General features: G+C 67.5%; 19 protein-coding genes. 6 read left to right on the forward strand and 13 right to left on the reverse strand.

Features of this window, described 5'->3' with window-relative positions; translation table 11 throughout:
- Positions 1-22 precede the first annotated feature (22 nt).
- Entirely contained in the window at positions 23-1,777 is a 1,755-nt protein-coding gene (gene eccE / locus LBW94_RS11705; RefSeq protein WP_225060998.1) for a type VII secretion protein EccE, read from the forward strand.
- A 149-nt stretch (positions 1,778-1,926) separates the two neighbouring features.
- Here eccE and eccB read toward each other — a convergent pair whose 3' ends face one another.
- The 10 genes from eccB to LBW94_RS11755 form a co-directional block, all read right to left on the reverse strand.
- Positions 1,927-3,441 carry a type VII secretion protein EccB gene (gene eccB, locus LBW94_RS11710; RefSeq protein WP_225060999.1) on the reverse strand — a complete coding sequence of 505 codons (1,515 nt, stop codon included), beginning with the start codon at positions 3,439-3,441 and terminating at the stop codon, positions 1,927-1,929.
- 97 nt (positions 3,442-3,538) lie between these two features.
- Positions 3,539-3,832 carry a WXG100 family type VII secretion target gene (locus LBW94_RS11715; RefSeq protein WP_225061000.1) on the reverse strand — a complete coding sequence of 98 codons (294 nt, stop codon included), beginning with the start codon at positions 3,830-3,832 and terminating at the stop codon, positions 3,539-3,541.
- A gap of 42 nt (positions 3,833-3,874) precedes the next feature.
- A complete protein-coding gene (locus tag LBW94_RS11720; RefSeq protein WP_225061001.1) occupies positions 3,875-4,174 on the reverse strand; it encodes a WXG100 family type VII secretion target in 300 nt (99 codons plus the stop codon).
- A 76-nt stretch (positions 4,175-4,250) separates the two neighbouring features.
- The gene (locus LBW94_RS11725) at positions 4,251-5,048 is read right to left on the reverse strand and encodes an ESX secretion-associated protein EspG (protein WP_225061002.1); all 798 of its coding nucleotides are present in this window, start codon (positions 5,046-5,048) and stop codon (positions 4,251-4,253) included.
- Positions 5,045-6,091 (reverse strand): PPE domain-containing protein, encoded by a 1,047-nt coding sequence (locus tag LBW94_RS11730; protein ID WP_225061003.1) that lies wholly within the window; start codon positions 6,089-6,091, stop codon positions 5,045-5,047. Before LBW94_RS11730 ends, LBW94_RS11725 begins: the two co-directional genes overlap by 4 nt.
- Positions 6,092-6,117: 26 nt before the next feature.
- Entirely contained in the window at positions 6,118-6,444 is a 327-nt protein-coding gene (locus tag LBW94_RS11735; RefSeq protein ID WP_225061004.1) for a PE family protein, read from the reverse strand.
- Positions 6,445-6,470: 26 nt separating this feature from the next.
- Complete coding sequence (locus tag LBW94_RS11740; RefSeq protein WP_225061005.1) at positions 6,471-7,868, reverse strand: hypothetical protein; 1,398 nt, start codon at positions 7,866-7,868, stop codon at positions 6,471-6,473.
- A complete protein-coding gene (locus tag LBW94_RS11745) occupies positions 7,865-8,188 on the reverse strand; it encodes a type VII secretion target (protein ID WP_225061006.1) in 324 nt (107 codons plus the stop codon). The genes LBW94_RS11740 and LBW94_RS11745 overlap by 4 nt, the downstream gene beginning before the upstream one ends.
- 95 nt (positions 8,189-8,283) lie before the next feature.
- Positions 8,284-8,583, reverse strand: coding sequence for a YbaB/EbfC family nucleoid-associated protein (locus tag LBW94_RS11750; RefSeq protein ID WP_225061007.1), 300 nt, complete (start codon positions 8,581-8,583; stop codon positions 8,284-8,286).
- A gap of 30 nt (positions 8,584-8,613) precedes the next feature.
- Positions 8,614-8,991, reverse strand: coding sequence for a hypothetical protein (locus LBW94_RS11755; RefSeq protein WP_225061008.1), 378 nt, complete (start codon positions 8,989-8,991; stop codon positions 8,614-8,616).
- Between the two features lie 307 nt (positions 8,992-9,298).
- On the opposite strand from LBW94_RS11755, the gene LBW94_RS11760 reads away from it, so the two are divergent.
- Genes LBW94_RS11760 through LBW94_RS11770 form a run of 3 tightly spaced genes read left to right on the forward strand, consistent with a single transcriptional unit; the run spans position 9,299 to position 14,347 of the window.
- Positions 9,299-11,590, forward strand: a complete 2,292-nt coding sequence (locus tag LBW94_RS11760) for a hypothetical protein (RefSeq protein WP_225061009.1) — start codon at positions 9,299-9,301, stop codon at positions 11,588-11,590.
- 43 nt (positions 11,591-11,633) lie between these two features.
- A complete protein-coding gene (locus tag LBW94_RS11765; protein ID WP_266270670.1) occupies positions 11,634-13,568 on the forward strand; it encodes a hypothetical protein in 1,935 nt (644 codons plus the stop codon).
- The gene (locus LBW94_RS11770; RefSeq protein ID WP_225061010.1) at positions 13,565-14,347 is read left to right on the forward strand and encodes an ESX secretion-associated protein EspG; all 783 of its coding nucleotides are present in this window, start codon (positions 13,565-13,567) and stop codon (positions 14,345-14,347) included. The genes LBW94_RS11765 and LBW94_RS11770 overlap by 4 nt, the downstream gene beginning before the upstream one ends.
- Before the next feature lie 47 nt (positions 14,348-14,394).
- Here the strand turns inward: LBW94_RS11770 and LBW94_RS11775 are convergent, their stop codons facing one another.
- The 3 genes from LBW94_RS11775 to LBW94_RS11785 form a co-directional block, all read right to left on the reverse strand.
- On the reverse strand, positions 14,395-16,605 hold the full coding sequence (locus tag LBW94_RS11775; protein WP_323137871.1) for an Hsp70 family protein: 2,211 nt from the start codon (positions 16,603-16,605) through the stop codon (positions 14,395-14,397).
- A gap of 37 nt (positions 16,606-16,642) precedes the next feature.
- A complete protein-coding gene (locus LBW94_RS11780; RefSeq protein WP_416276871.1) occupies positions 16,643-16,927 on the reverse strand; it encodes a hypothetical protein in 285 nt (94 codons plus the stop codon).
- Between the two features lie 121 nt (positions 16,928-17,048).
- On the reverse strand, positions 17,049-18,284 hold the full coding sequence (locus LBW94_RS11785) for a hypothetical protein (RefSeq protein ID WP_225061012.1): 1,236 nt from the start codon (positions 18,282-18,284) through the stop codon (positions 17,049-17,051).
- Positions 18,285-18,496: 212 nt separating this feature from the next.
- Here LBW94_RS11785 and LBW94_RS11790 point away from each other — a divergent pair, with 212 nt between their 5' ends.
- A complete protein-coding gene (locus tag LBW94_RS11790; protein WP_225061013.1) occupies positions 18,497-18,811 on the forward strand; it encodes a WXG100 family type VII secretion target in 315 nt (104 codons plus the stop codon).
- Between the two features lie 39 nt (positions 18,812-18,850).
- Complete coding sequence (locus tag LBW94_RS11795) at positions 18,851-19,363, forward strand: YbaB/EbfC family nucleoid-associated protein (protein ID WP_225061014.1); 513 nt, start codon at positions 18,851-18,853, stop codon at positions 19,361-19,363.
- Positions 19,364-19,478: the final 115 nt, after the last annotated feature.

A 19,478-nucleotide genomic window follows, 5' to 3' on the forward strand; every position in this document is an offset into this window, starting at 1 on the left:
GCCTCCGGCAGGACATCACCTCGTGACCACATCCACGACCACGTCGCCGCCCCGGCACGTCGCCGCACCCGCGGCACCCGCGGCGGCCCTGCGCTCCGACGACCCCTGGCTGTTCCGGTATCTGCCACTGCGCCTGATCATTCCGGTCGCCCTGGTGGCGATCGCCGCCTCCCTGGTGACCGTCGCCCTGCACGTCGTCTGGTGGGCCATCGTGGCGGCCGCGGGGGTACCCGCGCTCGTCGGCGTGCTGATCGGGCAGCGCCTGGGCCGCTGGACGGCGTTCCGCTGGCGGCAGATGCGCCACCGCGACGCCGCGGAGCCGACCCTCGTCGACGCCCCGCTGCCCGAGGGCGGCAGCTACGGATTGCAGTGGGACGGCACCTCACTGACCACCATGCTGCGCATCGATCCGCCGCCGGACACGCTGACCATGCTGCGTCGCGGCTCGCTGAGCACCGATCAGGTACTGCCGCTGACCGAGATCGCGGGCTGCCTGCTGCAATTCGACATCGCACTGGACTCGATCGACGTCGTCAGCACCGGAACCCGCACGGCCAGCAACGATGCCGTGCTGTCCGGCTACGCGGCCACCGTCGTCCCGCTGGCCCGGATGTACGACGAGATCCTCGGCCCGCTGCCCGCGATCGCGCACCGCACGGTCTGGGTGGTGCTGCGGCTCAACCCCCTTGCCAATGCCAAGGCCGTCGGCAACCGCGGCGGCGGTTCGGAGGGCGCGCTGCGCACCGCGACCGCCGCCACCCGCCGCGTCGCCAACCGCCTGGCCGCCCGCGGCATCACCGCCTCGGTGCTCACCGCCAGCGAGATGAACAGCGCGCTGCGGGAATTGACCCGCGGCATCCCGGTCGACGAGTACACCGAAACCGCGAAGTCGCTGGAGTTCAACGGCGTCCACCTGGTCAACTACCGCATCGACAGCGAACTGATCAATGCCCGCGGCCTGGCCCGGGTGTGGGCCGTGCCCAGTCTGGCGACGACCGTGGCCGTGCGGCTGCGTCCGGTCGACCCCACCAGCCGCGAATCGGCGGACACCACAATCGAGGTGGACGCCCGGGTGCGCTACGACCTGCCGAGCGTCCCGGACCAGCCGCCGATCGAGGGCCTGCGCGAACTGCCCCGGCGGCAGTCGTGGGCGCTGCTGGACAGCCTGCCGCTGGGCGTGCGCCCGGCGAGCGTGCCCGGCTATCGCGGCCCGCTGGCGGCGCTGGAGGGCTTCGCGGTGCCCACCTCCGGCTGCGGCCAGCTCATCGGCGCCGACGAGACCGGCCGCGGAATCGCGGTGCCGGTCATCGGATCCGGCTCGCGGCGCATCGACATCGTCGGCAGCCTGATGCTCGCGCAGCAGGTGATCCTGCGGGCCATCGCGCTGGGCGCGGCCGCGGTCGTGTACACCAACCGCCCCGGCGCCTGGCAGACGATCATCGCGGGCGTCGGCAACCAGCACGCGCTGTCGCTGGCCTCCTCGGTGACACAGAGCCTGCGGCACAACACCGTTCCCGGCGGGCGGTTCCCGCTGCCCGCCGCGACCCTGGTGGTCTTCGACGGCGTCACCGCCGCCGCCCCACCCGGCTCGGCGACGATCCTGACGCTGTACCCGGGTGTCGGACCGCAGTGGCAGCCGAACGCCGACGTCACCATCCTGCAACACCGCAGCCCCACCAACATGATCACGGTGATCACCCCGTCGGCCACCGCCACCGCGCAGTTGGTGACCACGCCGACGGAACAGCGCTACTTCGCGACCGCCGGACGGCGCTGAAGGCCGCGCATCGACAAGCGCGGCGGGCCGGTACCTTTCGGCGCCGGCCCGTCGACCGGTCCTGCCGGACTTCGCCCCGATACCCGTCGCGGTCACCATGCGACATCATTCACACTGCGGCACAGCATCATTCGTGCCGCCGCGGCAACTCAGTGCTTGTCGTACAGCAGCACGTCGCGGCTGACCAGCGCGCTCTGCTTGTCCAGGATCGGCCCCGGCACCAACTCGCTCACGATCGCCCACGGCGCCAGCCGCGGCGTCCGGCCCAGACCGAGCACCTCGGCGGTGGCGATATCCGGAAGGCCATACCGAATCCCGTTGTCGGACACATAGAACAGCCCGTCACGACGCGCACTGCCCGCCTCGGTGCCGGTGACCTGGACCAGTTCCCCGGTGGCCGGCGGCACGTACACGCTGTCGGCGCGACTGCCACCCCCGTTGCCGGACGCCAGATCCATCGGAATCGCCGAATCCGGCAGCGGCAACCGGGTTCCGGTCAACAGGGTCACACCCGCGCGATCCGCCGGCCCCTCCGCGGCATCCTTGCGGCCCGGCGCGGTGCCGGGATCCTTCGACCAGGCCATACACGCGACCGGCGCGTCCTCGATGCGCACGATCTTCGGCATGGCGGCGGGGAATTCGTCGACGGGCAGATCCCCCCTGGCGATCCGCATCCCGTCGAGCACATCCGGTGGCAGCTGCGGGATATCGCTCATCCCGTGCGAGTCGGCATTACGAAGGAGCTGTGCGGTGAACGCCGAAATGCTCTGCACCCCATCGTCGAGCACGACGTAGAGATCCGACTTCCCCGCATCGGCGGTGCCGGCGACCCGGATGACCGTCCCGACCCGCATATTGTTCAGCCGCCCCGGCCCGGGTTCGTCGGCATGCGGAACGACCGGCGGCGTCAGCATCGGCACCTCGGCCGCGACACCGAGCAGCCCGAGCGAGATCGGCCGGGCCGGCTGCGCCCCCAGGTTCAGGGTCCGCGCGACCACCGAACTCTGCGTATCCACCTGCGCGCGTTTACCGTCGTAGATCAGATAGGTCTTGTCCCCGCTGCGCACCAGCAGCGCCGCATCCGGATCCGCGGCCTGCACCCGCGAACCGAGCGCGAGCTTCCCCACGATGGCGGTGGTCTTCACGCCACCGGCGGGCGCCGCGGCGCCGGCCGTCCGCACCGAATCACACAACGTCCAATTCGAATGATCACCCTGACCCGAACCCAGCAGCGCCGCGGGCGCCCCCGGGATACCGAGCAACGGACCACGCGGCACGGTGTTGAGCTTGGCGTCCTTCACCGATTTCGGGGTCTCGTTGCTGCCGGTGATCAGCCGCGCCGAGGCCAGATTCAGCACCGGATGCAACGTCATCTTCGTCGCGTCGTTCTGGTCCCGATCCACGATGTACAAGGCGCCACTGTCCTTGCCCATCACGATCTTCGCCTTGTCCCCGATCGTGCCCTGGGGATGGATGAACGCCAGAATCGAGCACCCGGCCACCAGCAACAGGGCCAGTACGGCACCGACGATCAACGACCGCAACTGCGACCGCATCGGATCGTGCAGCATCCGGATGTCCCGGCGCACCATCGCATGGTCCAAGCGCCGCAACAGGAAACGATATCCGTTGACCTGGGCGCGGGTGCTCAGTTGGGCCGGCATGGGACCTCCGTCACTGTGTCAAGGGCCGGGCACAGTCGCGCACCCCTTCGGGATGACGACTCCGAAGGGGTGCGCGGATGCAATGTGCAGGTTTCGATCAGGCGAGGAAGGCCTGGCCGACATTGGAATCGGCCGCTGTGATCCGAGACAGCGCCTCGGTGACCGCGCCGGTGATCTGCCCCAGCACATTCATTCCGTCGTTGTGGTGCTGGTCCCACTGGCTGTGCACGGCGGCGAACTGCTCGTGACCGTCGTTGCCCTCCCAGGCCACACCCAGAGTCTTGGCGGCCGAACCCACCTGCTCGCCGTGCTGTTGCAGCTCGGTCAGATGGCCGTTCAGCGTCTCGGCCAGCGCGTGCAGCGACGCGGCGTGGTATTCCATACTTCCCATGGTGGTTCCCTCCCGGAAATCCGTGAATATCCGATCCGACGATCAGATGTTGATGTGCTTGAAAATGTCGATGTTGTCCTGCTCCTGCGCCGAGTAGGTGTTGGAGCCGGATTCCACGTGCTGGGAAATGGCATCGAGAGCGGCGTGCAGTTTGCGCGACTGGTCACCCCACGTGTTGCCGACGCCGACGAACGCGCCCTGCGCGTCGCCTGACCAGCCGGAGACATTGTTGACCGTGTCGTCGATCCTGCGCAGGGTAGCCCGCATGTTGTCGACTGCTTCCGACAGATTGTCCTGGGCGGACTTCGTAGCATCTGCTACGAACTTCACACCGTCAGTCATGGTGTCCTCACCTTTCGGGTTCGAATTGTTTCAGCGAGTCATTGCCGAATCGGCATGTTGCGACGATCGTGGTACGTCAGATCTGATCCGTCAGCCACCTCCCCCCGGGCAACGACTCGATCAGCCCCCGAATCGCCTGTCCGATCCGGTGATCGGTACCCGGTGCCAGCGTCGCCCAGATCTGCTGATCGGCGGCGACACCGGGAGCCGCGACGATCCGCCCGCGCGCCGTGTCGTACACGACGACGGCACCCGGCGATCGGTCGATCACTCCGTCGGCGTGTGCGTAGGCCACCAGTTCCGTGAAACGGTGGCAGGAGTCCAGCGCCAGCCCGTAGGCGGTGGCATCCCGTTCGTCGGCGCCGAGGCCGTAGACGGCATCGGTGTAGTCGGAGGAGCCGTCGGCGGCGTCCAGCCGATCGCTCAGTTCGGTCGCCGGCGCGCTGAGGTTCGCCACATCCGCGGCGGCGGCCGGGCCCAGCACGTCGAGGACGGGCCGGGCCAGCGATTCGCTGGATCCGTCCGTCCAGATCGGCCGGATGTCGTAGCTGTCCCCGCGGCGCACCGCGAGCGCATGCTCGGAACCGCGCCGAGCCAGGCAGACGCGAATCCGGTTGTCGTCGGCGACGATCCGGGCCACGAGCTCCCGCTCCGGCTGCGCCAGCACGAACAGCGCCGTGGCAACGCCGGGCTCGACGTCGCCGTGGCGGTCGATGAGACGCTGCGCCGACAGATCCGCCAGCGCCCGCGCCTGCGCGGCGGTCCAGGCCTCGAACGTGTCCTGCGTGGGGGAGGCCGACAGCACCAGTGGCAGCGTCTGCACCCCGAGGTGGGTGGCCAGTGCGAGCAGGCCGTCGTTGGTCAATGTGGTCATGTCGGCGCCTCTCCTCCCGCTGTCGCGCGCCGGACTCCGGCCCGGTCCGTGGGCTCGGCCGCCGATGCATTCGAATCACTCTGTGCCGCGACGATTCCGGTGCTCCCCGTCGGCACCCGCGACGCGGCGGGATCGAGGCCGCCCAGCACCGCGGGCGCCGCCTGCATCCCCGTCTCCAGCTCCAGTTGCGCGGCCGCGGCGGCAGCCTCGCCGGGCAGAGCAGCCCGTGGGAAGTGCTGCTGCTTGCCCTGCGGCCGTGCGGCGATCGGCGCCCCGCCGACCGGCATCGAGCCCATCGGCACCGAAACCTGTTCGGTCGCAGTGCTTTCAACGGTGGTCTCGGTGGTGACCCGGGTGACATTACGGGAGCGGTAGGCGGTCAGGGTCGGTGCGAAATCGATCGACCCGAGACCGGCGAGACCGCCCGGCAACATCGGCGCCGCGGCGGATTCCGGCGCCGCCGGCGTGGCGGTCTCCGCGGTCGGCTCGGGATCGGGCACCACCACCGGCGGTGCCTGCTGCTCCCACGGCGTGGCCAGTGGCTCGGTGGTCGCCTCGTAGGTGCGCATCACCCGTGCCGCAACGGCTTTCGCCGCGTCGGCTTGGCCGTCGAGCTGCGCGAGAGTGCCCAGCATCGGCGCGCCGAGCGCGGTGCCGACCTGCTCCAGGTTCTGCTGCAGCGCGTGGATCGCCTCGACCTCGCCCGCATCCGGCATGGCCAGGCGGGCGACCTCGTAGGCGGCGGCGTGCGCCTCGGCGTGCGCGGCATTGGCCGCAGCCGAGGCGGCGGCCTCGGTCAGCCAATCCCGCAGTGCGCGAATCCGATCCAGCACGTCACGACTCGCCCGCGACCGCCAGGCGGCATCGACCGCGGCGAGGATGCGCTCGTATTCGACAGCCGATGCGGCAAAAGTGGCGGAGAGCCGGGCCCACGCCAGCCCCGCCTCCGCCGTCGGCGCCGCGCCGGCGCCGGTGACGAGGTCGCGCGCCAGCTGCTCGGGTGGCCTGGATTCCCAGACCGTCCCGGTGAATCCCGGTTTCATCGGCTCCACCACCATCGATGCCTCGATCAGGCCGTCGCGACGCCGCCGAAGTCGGCCGCGTTGTCGGATTCCGCCTGCCCGAACCGGCCGGACTGGACCCGCAGCGTCGCGGCCAGCTTGCGCACCTCGAGCACGCCCGCGTCGGCACTGCGCTGGAACGACTCGGCGACGGAGTCGAGTGTCTGCGCCGCCCGCACCGAAACCTCGTCGGAGCCGGCCGAGGCGGCCGTCAGCCGCGGGCGCTCGTCCTGTAGATCACCGGCCAGCCGACCGGCCAGCCCGTCCAACTGGGCGGCCGCCTGCTGGGCGGCCACGGGATCGAACTGCACGCCGTCGAAATCGCTCGTGACCATGACAATCTCCTGTTCCTACCGGAATTTCAGAGCGTGAGCTCTTTATCGGGCGGTGGTTCCGGCATCGGCTCGGCCGCGCCGACCACCGGCAGCGAGACCCCCTCGATGGTGCCCACGACCTCGTCGCCGTGCGCGCTGGTGACGAGATTCGGGCGGTGTTCGTCGTCGGATCCGCCCTCGGCCCCGCGGGCGGCCCCGGCCAGCCCCGCCCCGGGCATCATCCCGGGGGCGGCGGCCGTCGTTGTCGTTGTCTCCGTTTCGGTTTCCTCGGTCTGGCCACCGGTGCGCGGCGCTTGCGACTGTCCCAGTCCCGGCAGCCCGGCGCGCGGCGCGCCGCCCTGCCAGGGACTGCCCGCCCCCGCACCTCCCGCACCGATCGGCATACCGCCGATGCCGCCACCGGCCCCGAGCGATCCGGTCGTCTCGCCGGAGTCGGCCGCACCGAGGTGCGCCGTCTCGTCGTCGGCGGACACCGGCTTGGCCGCCGTGGCCGCGCTCAGCGCCTGCCCGGCCGGGCCCAGTACCGAACCCGCCACGCTCGACAGCGCCTGCGCGCCCTGGCCGACGAGCTGCTGCCCAGCGGACACCGCCTGGCTCACCGCTTGCTCGCCGACCTGCGCGGCCTGGGTGGCGACCTGTGCCCCGGTGCTCAGGTAGGGCTGCACCAGATTCAGCGCCTCCGACGCCAGTCCGGAGATCTCTCCGAGGTCGGGCACCCCGTCGATCGGGATCTTGATCCCGGCTGTGACCATCTGCCCGGTCTGCACGGTCAATTCGCCCCGTGTCTTGGCGGCGATCACCCCGGCCTCCGAGATCGCGTCGGTGGCCATTCCCATCAACATCGGGATTCCCACCGGTGTGAACAGGAAAATGCCGCCGGCGACCACCTCGGCGATGAATTTCTGTATGACGCCCATGAGTTCGGCCGCGCCCTCGGCGACGACCTGCTGCGCTTGCAACAGAATCGTCTTCTGCTGCTGGCCCTGCTGCGCGACCTTGGCGCTGTCCTGCTGCGCCTGATCGCTTTTGTGCTGCGCCTTGTCGGAGGCGTCACTGTTCCAGTTCGGTGCGACCGCCGCATTCGCCGACGCCCCCTGCGACGCAGTCGACATCAATGCGTTCGCGACCGACGACAGCAACTGGGTCGGATCGAATCCCCCACCACCGCCGAGCTTCCCGGTGCCGAACGCCTGTAGCAACTGCAACGCGGGCTGGATCAGCGCCGACGGGTCTATGTTCGGCAGCGTGGGCATCGCGGGCAGGGGCGGCAACTGCGGCAAGGCCGGTAGCTGTGGAAGTCCCGCGTCCCGCAACATGTCCGAGACCGGACGATCCAGCATGGGACCGATGGGACTGCCGCGCAACACATCCAGCACGGTCGGATCGAGGTGACCGCCCACGGAGCCCACGGCCGGAGTGGTCACAACAGGCCGACGATACTCGATACGAACGAGTTCGCGTTGCCGAGTTCGGTACCGGTGTACGTGGCCGCGCCTTCGAGCGCACCGGTGGCGATACCGGCGTGCACAGCGGCGATCTCGGCACTGGACTGCAGGAAGCTGAACTGCGCCTGCGCGAATGCGGCCAGGAAGTCCTGCCCGATGAGTCCGAACACCGGCACCGCGGACGCCAGCGACCCCACGACATCGGCGGCGGCGGATCCCGCCACCTGCCCCGCCATCCCGGCGTGCTGAGTACCGAACGCCGCAATGGCCGCCGGATCTGCTTTCACAAGATCGCCCATTGGATTTCCCTCCCGACTATACCGACCGGATTGACGTTACAGAAATGAAAGTGATTGCGCCAGAATGTGTTCACATTCGGCCGACTCCGGCGGGATTACCCGCCCACCTGCTGCGATTGCTCATCGTTCAACTCGGTGATCAGCTCGGAGAGGCGAACAAAAGCCTGCTGCGCAGCCGCATTCGCGGTATCCACGAGGACCCGCTCGAACTCCGCCGGCGACATACGCGAAATATCCCCGGAGAACTCGAGATTCCGTAAAGCCCCATTACCGTCGACCTCGACCGCGATGGCACCGTCCTCGGAGACCTCACGCGCTCGCACGCGCGCGACATCCTCGGTGAACCCCTGCATCCGGTACAACTGCCGACGAACCATGGCCTCCAGGTCGTCCATCGATTCGATCATTGCCCACCCCTCCGACACTCAGATCGACCGTAGCCAGCTCTGCGGCTCGGTGTCGTAGTCCTGCTCCTCGACGATCTCCTGCCGAGCCAGCCCGGCTTCCGTCGGCAACCCGCTGTGCGCGAGACTCGCGGCACTGATCCCGGCCGCTTCCAACTGCTTTCGCCGCTCGAGCCCGGCCCGATTGGCCGACCGCTGACACAGTCGCAGCACCTCACCGGCCAACTGCATCGGATCCTTGCCATACAGTTCGGAAGGTTCGATCCGAATCCCCAGTGGCAGTCCTTGTTCCGTGGTTCGCACCACGATGGACCCGGTTACCGACGCCGCGGTGAATGTGGGCCAACGCTCCGAGTCCTCGCCGGCATCGTCCTCACCCGGCGGATCCAGATCACCCATACTGATGCTCCCCTCCTGTGCAGCAAAACAGGTATAGCACCCACGGCGTAGGTGCGCCAGCGGGATTCGGGCGCCGGGACCGTATCCGGTTTTCCGGTCCGGAAAACAAGCGGACGGCGCGTCCGAACTCGCGGCGACGACCCCGCGTGCGGCCGGTTGCGAGATAAGCGGTGTACGAGCAGAATCAACCCACAGCCATGCCAACAGGTCTGCGCCCCGGGGGGTTTCACACGAATATCCGGCGCTCGCCGCGTCCGGGCCCGATCGCCGCCCGGCAATCATGGGCGGCGAGAGAGGAGTCCGAGCGGTGACCGCTGGTGCAGCCGGAGTGCTGACCGTGCACATCGGCACCATGAACACAACGGCCGCACTGACGGACCACACCGGGCTGCCGGTGCCGTTGCCGTTGTCACGCGGCGGCACGACCATGTCGTCCGGGGTGTGCCTGCGGTCGCCCACATCGATCGATGTGGGCGACGCGGCCCTCGACGTCGCCGCGGCGGGCACGGGACAGTATGTCGCGCAGCCGGTGGCGTGGCTCGCCGCGGGGTACCGGGCCCTCGGAGCAGGCGACGGGTCCGTGCCCGTCCAGCATGCCTTCGCGGCAATCCTTCAGCACATCGTCGGTTGTGCTCGAGGCCGTCCGGACAGCGCACCCCCGCGGGGAATGGTGCTGACTCATCCACAGCATTGGCCCGCGCAGGCCGTCGCGGTCCTCGTCGAGGCCGCCGCCCTGATCGGATACACCGCCGACCGCGTCCGGACGGTCTCCGAACCGATTGCGACAGCGCACTTCCTCCGCAGCACGTACCCGGCGGCGGCCGGTGCGCGCCTGATCGTCGCCGATATCGGCGCGGCCACGCTGGATATCGCGGGGATCGTGATCGATCCGGCGGGAGCGGTCCGGGTGGCCGAGCCGGTCCGTGGTCTCAACGGCCCGGCGGGCGACGAATTCGACAACGCCGTTCGACGCTGGGTCGAAGTGGAACTGTCCCAACGGCATCCGCAGCAGCCGGCCGTGCCGGCCGCCACCCCCGGCACCGATTGGGCCCTGATGACGAGAATCCGGGTGGCGAAGGAGCGACTGTCCCAGCACGAGAGCGCCGAGATCACCGTGCCCGGCACCGATGTGGTGCTGGTGCTGACCCGTATCGAATTCGAGCGGCTGATCGCGCCGGAATCCACGAGAATCCAGCAGATCCTCCGGGCTGCCGATCCGGGCGGTGTGCACATCGTCCTCACCGGCGGATCGGCGGCCGTACCGGCCGTTCGCGGCCGGCTGGCGGAGCTCGGGCAGATCACCGTACTCGACGATCCGGGTGCGACTCTGGCGCAAGGGGCCGTCGCCGCTGTTCCGACGCTGTCGCCGACCGTGCCCCCGGCCCCTCACCGGCCGGCGTCCGTCGAACACGGGGCCGCGCCGAAGGCCGAACCCCGGAAGCCGAAGACTCGTCCCGCTCCGAACAATCCGAATCTCTGGGAAGCGCAACGGAACCGGGCCGGATCCGAAGGCCGTTCCCCGGCCGTGGATCGGGGCCGCCGGGTAGCGCGCCGGCACCTCTGGGTCATTGCGCTCGTCATCGGGGCGGTGGTGGTGGCGATGGTCGTGATCGGCGTGGTCGTGAGCGGCGTCGGACGCTCATCGGCCACGAAAGATGCACGCCTACCGGCCGTTACGGTCGAGGCCAAGGTGCCCGTCGCCCAGACCGCGAGCAAGGTAGCGGCGGACTCCGCCACGATCTTCATCGCCAACCACGACGGCTCATTGTGGAAACTCGACCGCACGTCCAAAGCCGTCTCCGCGGTCGTTCAACTCGGCGGATCGACGATGCTGATGGCAATCGACGGCAGCTCCCACACCGCGTATCTGCAAATCCTGGTCGACGGTTGGCGCATGCAATTGGTGAAGGTCGACGGCGCGACGAATGCGGTCGAAGCCATGCCGGAGACCCCGGGCACCACCATCACCGCGATCGCCGCCGACCCGACCTCCCACATCCTCTACGCCGGGCTGGGCAACCGATCGATCGTGACGATGGATCCGGTGACCAAATCGGTGGAGACGATGATCCAGTTCGACGGGACCGTCTCCGATATCGTCCTCGACGGGCCGAATACTCTGTACGCGCTGGTAACCGAGGCGAAGGACAGCCGATTGGTCACCGTCGACCGACTGGCGCGGACCATGCGGAGCAGCTCACCGATCGGCGACGATGCCCGAGCACTGGCGGTGGATCCGGCCGAGCACCTCGCCTACTTCACCGTTCCCGCCACCACCCCCGGCAGTAACCGCAAGACCGGGCGTGACATAAAGGTATTCGATCCGGCATCCCAGAAAACCCTGGCGACCATCGCCGATCCGGCCGATCTCGCCGAGGAGATCACACTCGACCCGGCGAGCCATACGGCCTACGTCGTGCACTTCGCCGCGGACGCTGCGACCGTGATCGATACACGATCACGCAAGGTCGTGGAGTCACTGGATATGAAGTCCGATACCGGCGGATCGCAAAGATGCCTGGACACGGCGGCGGATCCCGATGGGCACGTCGTCTACGCAATCAGCACGGAGGGGAAGATGTGGGTGTTGAAACGATGACGACACACAGTGCCACTGGACCGCAGCCGAGCGAAGGAGAGAAATGAGCCTTCAAGACGATGCCAATGATTTCAAGTTGCACATCAAATTTGATCCCGCCGAGGCGCGGAAACTGCTTCCCCTGTTCGCCGATCTCGATTATGCGTTCAAGCAGGTTCAGGCGAAGCGCGACGATCTGCACAGGATTCCGGCCTACAGCGCCCTGGCCACGGGGTCGGAGCTGACCGACAAGATGAAACAGAAGGCCGATTATCTGATCGATACCGTGATGAAGCAGCACTCGGATCTGGTCACGACCATGGCGGTGGCATTTCAGAAAGCCATAGAAAGTTTCGAGGAAACCGAAGAGAACGTCACGAATCTCTTCAAGAACATCGAGAACGGCCGCACACATCACGATTACAAGCCAGGCGACATCGACGACCCGAACTGGGGAGCTTCGAACAAGGCGAAGAGTGACGGTCTGCTCTCCTGGGGTGATGCGGGTGCGGCAGTCAGGGTCACCGGCAACCTCAGCGGCGCCGTGATGGTGAGCACCGACAATACCGATTTCGACAATGTGCTCTCCGGAACGGGTCTCGCCACGAAGGTCGACCAGATAGCAGCCGACAAGGGCGACACGAATCCCGTCGGACCACCGATCGCCGGCGGCAGTTTGAACTATGACCAATTCCACAATCACCACGTCGATATCGAGGCCCGACGAGCGGTCGACGGCTTCAAGGATGTCGCGCGCGTCTGGTCGGGCGTATCCGATCTACTCCGCACCGCTTTCTCCGAATTCCAGTCACAATTCGGCAGCATCAGCGGGGGCACTGACCGCAACCAGACGGTCTGGGGCCCGGACTCCGTGGCGGGCACTGACCGCAACCAGACGGTCTGGGGCCCGGACTCCGTGGCGGGAAAAGAAGCATCGGGACTCGTCAACAGATATATCGCCACGACACAACCGCTCGCCGACAGTATCGGCAACATGGCCACGATACTGAGCTTTTCGGGCAACTGGCTGGGGAAATTGAATCCAGAGTTGCCCGGTGTGGATTCGGCGACACTGGTCAAGGAAACGCAGAGCCCGGACATCATCTGGCAAACGCAGCAGATATACCAGAAGGTATGGGACAAGCTGTATGTCGCCAGCTATACCGAGTGCGCCGGCCACCTTCCCGTCATTCCGGCACCCGATGTCGCGCCACCGGATATCCCGGCAGCCCCGCCCGCGCCACCCGCCCCGCCCGCGCCGCCGTACGTGCCGACCGGCAACGACAGCCCGGCGGCCCTGGGCCTCGACGGCAAACCGAGCCCGACGACAGAATTGCCGGACGACAAGCAGGTTCCGGACCCGGGTACACCGGCCCCGGACAACCAACAGCCCCAGAACACCGGCGATCAGAACAACACGGCACTGCAACAGGCCCAGCAGGTCGAGCAGATGCTGCAGAGCGCCGCGCAGCAGGGCTCCCAAATGGCTCAACAGGGTGCTCAGGCGGCACAGCAGACCGCGCAGCAACTCGCGCAGGCCGCGCAGCAAGGACTTCAGCAGGCGGCGCAATCCGCCCAACAGGTCGCCGCGGCAGCGCTGCCGGGCTCACCGGACCTGCCGCTCGGCGGACTCGACAAGGTTTCCGGAGCCGGCCCGGGCGGGCCGGGTGGCGTCAAAGGCGGCGGAATCGGCGGCGGCGCGGCCCCGGGCGGGCCGCCGTCGTCGCTGGCCCGCGATTCCGCAGCGTCACGATTGTTTCCCCGCGCGGCGGCGGCTACCACGGCGGAACCGGCGGCGTCCACGTCGCGGGCCGGTCTCGCGGCGACCGGTGCGACCGCAGGCGGAATGGGTGGTGGCATGGGCAGCCCGGGTGCCCACGGTTCCGGTCAGGGTCAGAACAAGGAACACAAGCGGCCCGACTACCTCAAATCCCAGGAGCACCTCGAAGAAGGTCTCGGCGAGGCGCGGGCCGCGGTACGGCCCGTGGTCGAGAAATGACCCCGATATGGCGATTCACGGAACTGGAGTTCTACGCACTGTGGAGCGGGGCCGCCGATGACTCGCTGCCGGGGCCGTTCACATTCGTGGCCGATCCCACGTCCACCGATCAATTGGAATACGACATCCGCAGCACCCGGAATCGACTGTCGGCCACGCTGCATCCGGCCGCGCTGGCGATGTTCGAGGCGATCGCGGACCCTGATCTGTATCTCGTGGTGACCGGCTGGGACGAGCAGGAACCACTCGAGCCCGAAGGTCATCTACGGATGGTCGCGAGCCGCAGGCAGGATAAAGGATATGTAATCACGCAATTGCCCGGTTCCTCGTTCTGGCACAGTCGCGGTTACACCGCATTCGAATGCGATCCGCTGCGGCTCGCGGACGAGGCGGTCCGGGCACTTCCGGATACCGGCGCCGGAACCCACGGTGATTTCAGCCTGGTCGACGTCGGCGGATCGGGAATGGATTACGATTACGGCCGTTCATCGGTCCGGGAGCCCGAATACGAATCGATCGCCGTCAGTGCGAGAAGATTCCGGGAGTCGACGGCCCGGCGCGCCGGGCGGATCACGATAAACCAGGGCCGATCCATTTTCGGCCCGCGCGGCCAAGTGCAGTACCGATTGGGCTGGCGCGATCTCGACGGGGACGGCCGATACGTGACGACCGACGACACTCCGCCGCGCGTGATCTCGGCCGACGCCGCGCAACTGACGGCACTCGTGAACACCCGCATCGCCGCGACCATCCGCGCGATCAAGGACGAACGGCGCTGATCCAACCCGGTTCGCACGAGCGGAAGCCCACTCTCGTCCGAACCGGGTCACCGCGGTATAACCCGTACCTGCATCGATCCGCACGGAACGTAGATCTTGCCCGATCCGGCGTTCAGCGCCGCCCCACCGCTGGCAGACGTACGGCCCAGCTCGACGGTGCGAACGACGGCTCCGGTGCGGGTGTCGATGGCGACCATTCGGCCGGTATCGAAGGTACCGCCCGCAGCGTACGCGATATGACCGACCGGATCCGTTCGCACCGTACTGAACAGCGGATCGACCGGCACGGTTCCCGTGATGACGGCCGATTTCGTGTCGACCGTCAGAATACTGCCCGATTCGTCCACCACGAAAGCCGTCCGGCTGCCCGGATCCACCGCGATATCGCGGATGGAATCGCTCGCTTTCGGCAGCGCGATGAACCCGGTCAACTGATTGGTATCGAGGTTCAGCAGCATGATACCGACCGGATTGCCGGGCTGGTTTCGGGCTACCCCCGCGAAATAGGCTGTGCGAGTGACCGGGTCGATCGCTATAGCCCACGGCGTATTGTCGCCGCCGGGTACCGTCGCGAGCACGTCGAACGAGGAATGATCGAGAATCAGGACCGAACCCGATGAATAGGCGCCGGGCGGATCACCGGTCCCGGTATCGACACCGATATAGATATTGTGACTCGACGGATCCAGTGCGATTCCGTGCGCCGATTTCCCGATCGGGACGGCAGTGATCAATCGTTTCGAGATGGTGTCGACCACCGACAATTTCGCGGTGACGTTCGATTCGGCGATGTTGGTCCCGCGTCCCACCGCATACACCCGATGCAGTTCGGGATCGACGACCACGGGGCCCGGAGCCTCGCCCACCGGAATCGTCGCCACCACTTTGTCCGTGGCCGTGTCGATCACCGACAGCGTATTGTCGCGGTCGTTGGAGACATAGGCCAAGCCGGACGACGGATCCAGCGCGATATCCTTGTCCAGGGTAGACATTCCCACATCGATCGCCGGATATCGGGAAGCGGCAGGCCCTTTGGGCGTGAGACTCAGCGCCACGGCGACCGCGGCCGCGCTCACCAGGACCACTGCCACGATCGCACCGGCGATCCACCGTCCGGACTTCCGGACACCGGCGGGACGGGGAGCCGTGCCGGTCGGCGCACCCGCGAAGACCGGGCGATCCGTAGCCGGGGCCACGCCGGCCGTCGCGATCGGCGCAACCTGGGTCCTCGCCGACACCGCACCCCGGACGATCGCCGTGTTCGGCTCCGGCAACTCCACCAGCGGGAGCGCCTCGGCGAGGCGTTCGCGCAGCAACGGAACCTGCGCGGCACCGCCGATCAGCAGCACCGAATGCAGTTCCTGCGCAGTGAGATTCGCCTGCGTCAATACGGTCCGGACGAAATGTACGCACTTGGCGATCTCCGGGCCGATCAGCCGTTCGAACTCTGCTCGTCCCAATGTCAGCGCCGCCCGGCCCGCAGCCGACCACACTTCGATATCGGCACTGTCGGCGACGGTCAGGTGCTCCTTGGCGGAGGCGACAGCATTGGCGAGTCCGGGATCATTGCCGGATATCGCAACGAAGATGTTCGGGTATTCCTGAGCGAGCCGGGTGTCGACCCATCGCCGGATCGCGCTGTCGACTGCGTCGCCGCCCAACCCGGTACCGCTGCGGGTGACGACAACATGGAATTGCCCGTTCGACGCTGCGACCAGCACCGTCACATTCACTGCCGTCGCGCCGATGTCGACGACTGCGACACGGGCACCGGTCGGAACCGGGCCGATTCCGTGTACCGCGGCAACAGGCTCCGGTACCGTCCGAACCCGATCGGCGGGAAATCCCGCCAGGCGAGCCGCTTCAGCCAACAGTCCGACTTGCGGCGCTGTCCAACCGCAGGGATGGGTGATGACGATTCCGGTCGGCGGATCGGCGATCGATCGAAACCGCCACGACACCTCCCGGAGGACGGCGGCCACGATCTCGGCTGCCGAGACCACACCGGCTCGGAGCTGAAACTCGGTCGTTCCTGCCGCGATCCACTGTTTGGGGCGAGAGATGAGATCACCGACCACCGAATTGCTGTCGACCACGACGCCGGCGCGCACGACCGCAGGCGACTCGACCACGACGGCCGAAGGCATCGACAGACCACGACCGGCCGAAGGCAGTGAATCGACGCGGCCGAACCCCTCGCCGATCATTGCGACCGTACACGCTGTCCCGAAGTCCACCGCGAGCCAGCCCGCAGCCATATCCCCCTGCACAACAGCCCCTTTCGACAATTGTCTCTCAGTGATCCGCAGTGTTCCCGCCGAGTCTCGTCAGCAGCAGACAGCTTCCCGGCGCGGCCGCCGATACCAGCCAATGATCGAGCCGCGCGACCACATCGGCCTCGCGCAGAAATCGGTGCCGCAGTTCATCACTCACGGCCATCTCGCGCGTCAGCAGCTTCAATGCCACCTGCTGCGGAAGCCTCGGATGCCGGGCCAGGTACACCGTGCCCATGCCGCCTTCTCCGAGCGTGCGAACGATCGTGTATCCGGCGAAAATATCACCGGGCCTCAACTCGGCCATCTCCCCCTCGCTGATACCTGCGAAACAAGCGGAGCATAGCCGCAACGGCTCGGCGAGGCGATCCTCGCAGGTCGGACCAGCGGGCTGCCTCCAGAACTTCATGTGCGTTCGAGATACGAGATCACTCGACGGCCACGCCCGCAAGTGAGAGTTGGTACACGGCACTGTCGATACCGGCAGTCCGGACGTCGAACACGTCGGTGATCGCCTTCACCGAGACCCGGCCGGACTCCACCAGCAATACGAATGTGGCGGCGGCGCTGGATGATTCCGTTGTCCCGTGAGTACCGGCAACGCTGCGAACGACATCCGCGGTGGTCTCTGCCGTCCACATACCTGGAACAGCCTCGCTGATCTGCGCGATCGACGGTGACCGGGCGCAATACCAGCCGTCGCCACCCCACCAGTAGCAGAACGACAGCAGCCCGGAGGATGCACGCGCATTCAGGACCGGGTCGGCGATCCATGCGGGAGCGCCCGCGTAGAAGTCCGGCATGTCGGCGCCGGTGTTGTACACCGCGTCGAGTACCGGCGCATTCCATACTCCGCCGGACAGTACCGCGCGGTCACCGGGCAGGCGATACAGGGTCGACCCGCTGTGTCGCGCTCCTTCGAAGTATCCCTGCGACGGCAGTATTCGCGGGCCCAGCGGTGATTCCACGGCAGCGAAGGCCGCCGCGATCGCCGCCCAGCGTGCCCACATCACCGACAGGGGTGGGATGGCGGTGTCCGCATGTCCGGCGACGATTCCCGCGTCTCGATCGGCACGCGCCCGCGCGGCGGCCCGAGCCGGAGGGCGGTGTTGCCGGCCACCGTGGCCGATGTAGGCGCCGAGCCAGACCGGCACTCGGTTGCGTGGAAAGGTTTCGAGGTCTTCGATGTACAGGCTCGGCGCGAGCAACTGATTCTCCGGGAACGGCTCCTCTCCGTAGTCGTGGTCGATGTCGAGCTCACCGGATGCGGTGTACCGCAGCTCCATTCGCCACCACGGCCCTGCTACGGCCCGCGCCGACACCTCACGGTGGGCCCGTGCCAACTCGATGATTCGAGGCGACGGTTCGAAGCGCGCCACCCGGTCACGCGCATCGGTGTAGAACACGAACGAGACTCCGCCCGAAACCGTCAGTGCGAAGATCGCATCGACCTGCCGCCATCCGGGTGGGCCGCCGGCGCCGAGTTCACCGGCGATGGCACGGGCGAGGTTGTCCGCCTGCGCCCGGTCGTCGGTGACCGGCCGTGTTGCCACGGCTTCCACCACCTCGGCCGCCGTTGGTACACCGAGGGTGAAGCCGAGATCCGGTGTACCGGCCGCCGGGGGAGAACCCGCACCGGAGGCGGACGGCGCGGGGATGTTCATGCGGCTGTCCTCCCCCACTCGCCGACCGAATCCGACCTGATTCCGTATCTTGCCGCACCGCGGCAACTCTCCGCCACCGGCGCCGCAATTCGGCTCGTACCACGCTGTCTCCGCGCATTGTCCGGTCGGAGGCGCTGTGACACGATGGATTTCAGTGCCCACACCGGTGATCGGACCGACCGACACGGTGATGGCGAGGAGGTGGGGCTGTCATGACCGATCGGGTTCGGATCGAAACACAGCATCTGCGCGGCGTGGCCGGTGATCTCGACGGTGTGGCCGACAGCATCCAGGCGATCCTGTCGCGCTTGACCGCCGCGTCCAGCGCGCACTGGGGGCGATGGGGAGACGACGATTTCGGCCGGCAGTTCTCCGGTGGCGACAACGGTTACGTGAAATCGGACCAGAATCTACAGAGCGTCATCGGGTCCAGGGCCGAGATGCTGCGCTCGTACTCTCAGGGGCTGCGGGATGCCGCACAACACCTGGACGACACGGAACAGGGGAATACCGACGGTTTCCGGTGAGCCGGACACCGCGGCCGAGTGGATCGCCCGGGAGATCGAATGTCGAACGAGATGGCCAAGGCACGGCTGGCCGACCTGATGGACACCGTGCGCACCGGAATCGAATCGATCGCCCGCACCCAGCAGGAGCAGGCCCGGCTCACAGCGACGGCGACTGCGGCGGGCAAGCGGGTGACCGTGACGGTCAACGCGCAGGGGGTGGTCGTGGAGGTGCGCTTCTCCGACGACGTAGCGGACCTGACCTATCCCGAGATCGCGCGGGCCGTCACCGCTGCCACCCAGACGGCAGCGGCCGAGGTGCAGCGCCGCACGCGCGAAATGCTGGATCGCCTCCGCGCGGATCAGTCCCAGATGCCGCGGCTGTCGGAATTCCTCGGCGGTATTCCGGATGTCCTGGACCTCATGCCGAGTCCGCCGGAGGTTTCGACGGCCCCGCCCAAGGCGCACGCGCGCACCGAGACCGGCGACGGCTCGACGACGTTCGCCGATGTCGAACGCTGGGAGCACGGATCGGACTCGGCGACATCGCCGGTGGCCGACAAGTCGTGGTGAAGCGGATCAGAAATACTTCAGCATCTCGCGCTGGAACTCGTCGGTGAGGTCGATCGCGCTCGGCGGCCGATAGCCGAGTTCTCGCACGTGGACACAGAATTCGTCCGGCGAGAAC

Origin of the sequence: Nocardia sp. alder85J, assembly GCF_020176955.2 — a bacterium.
Classification (GTDB): Bacteria; Actinomycetota; Actinomycetes; order Mycobacteriales; family Mycobacteriaceae; genus Nocardia.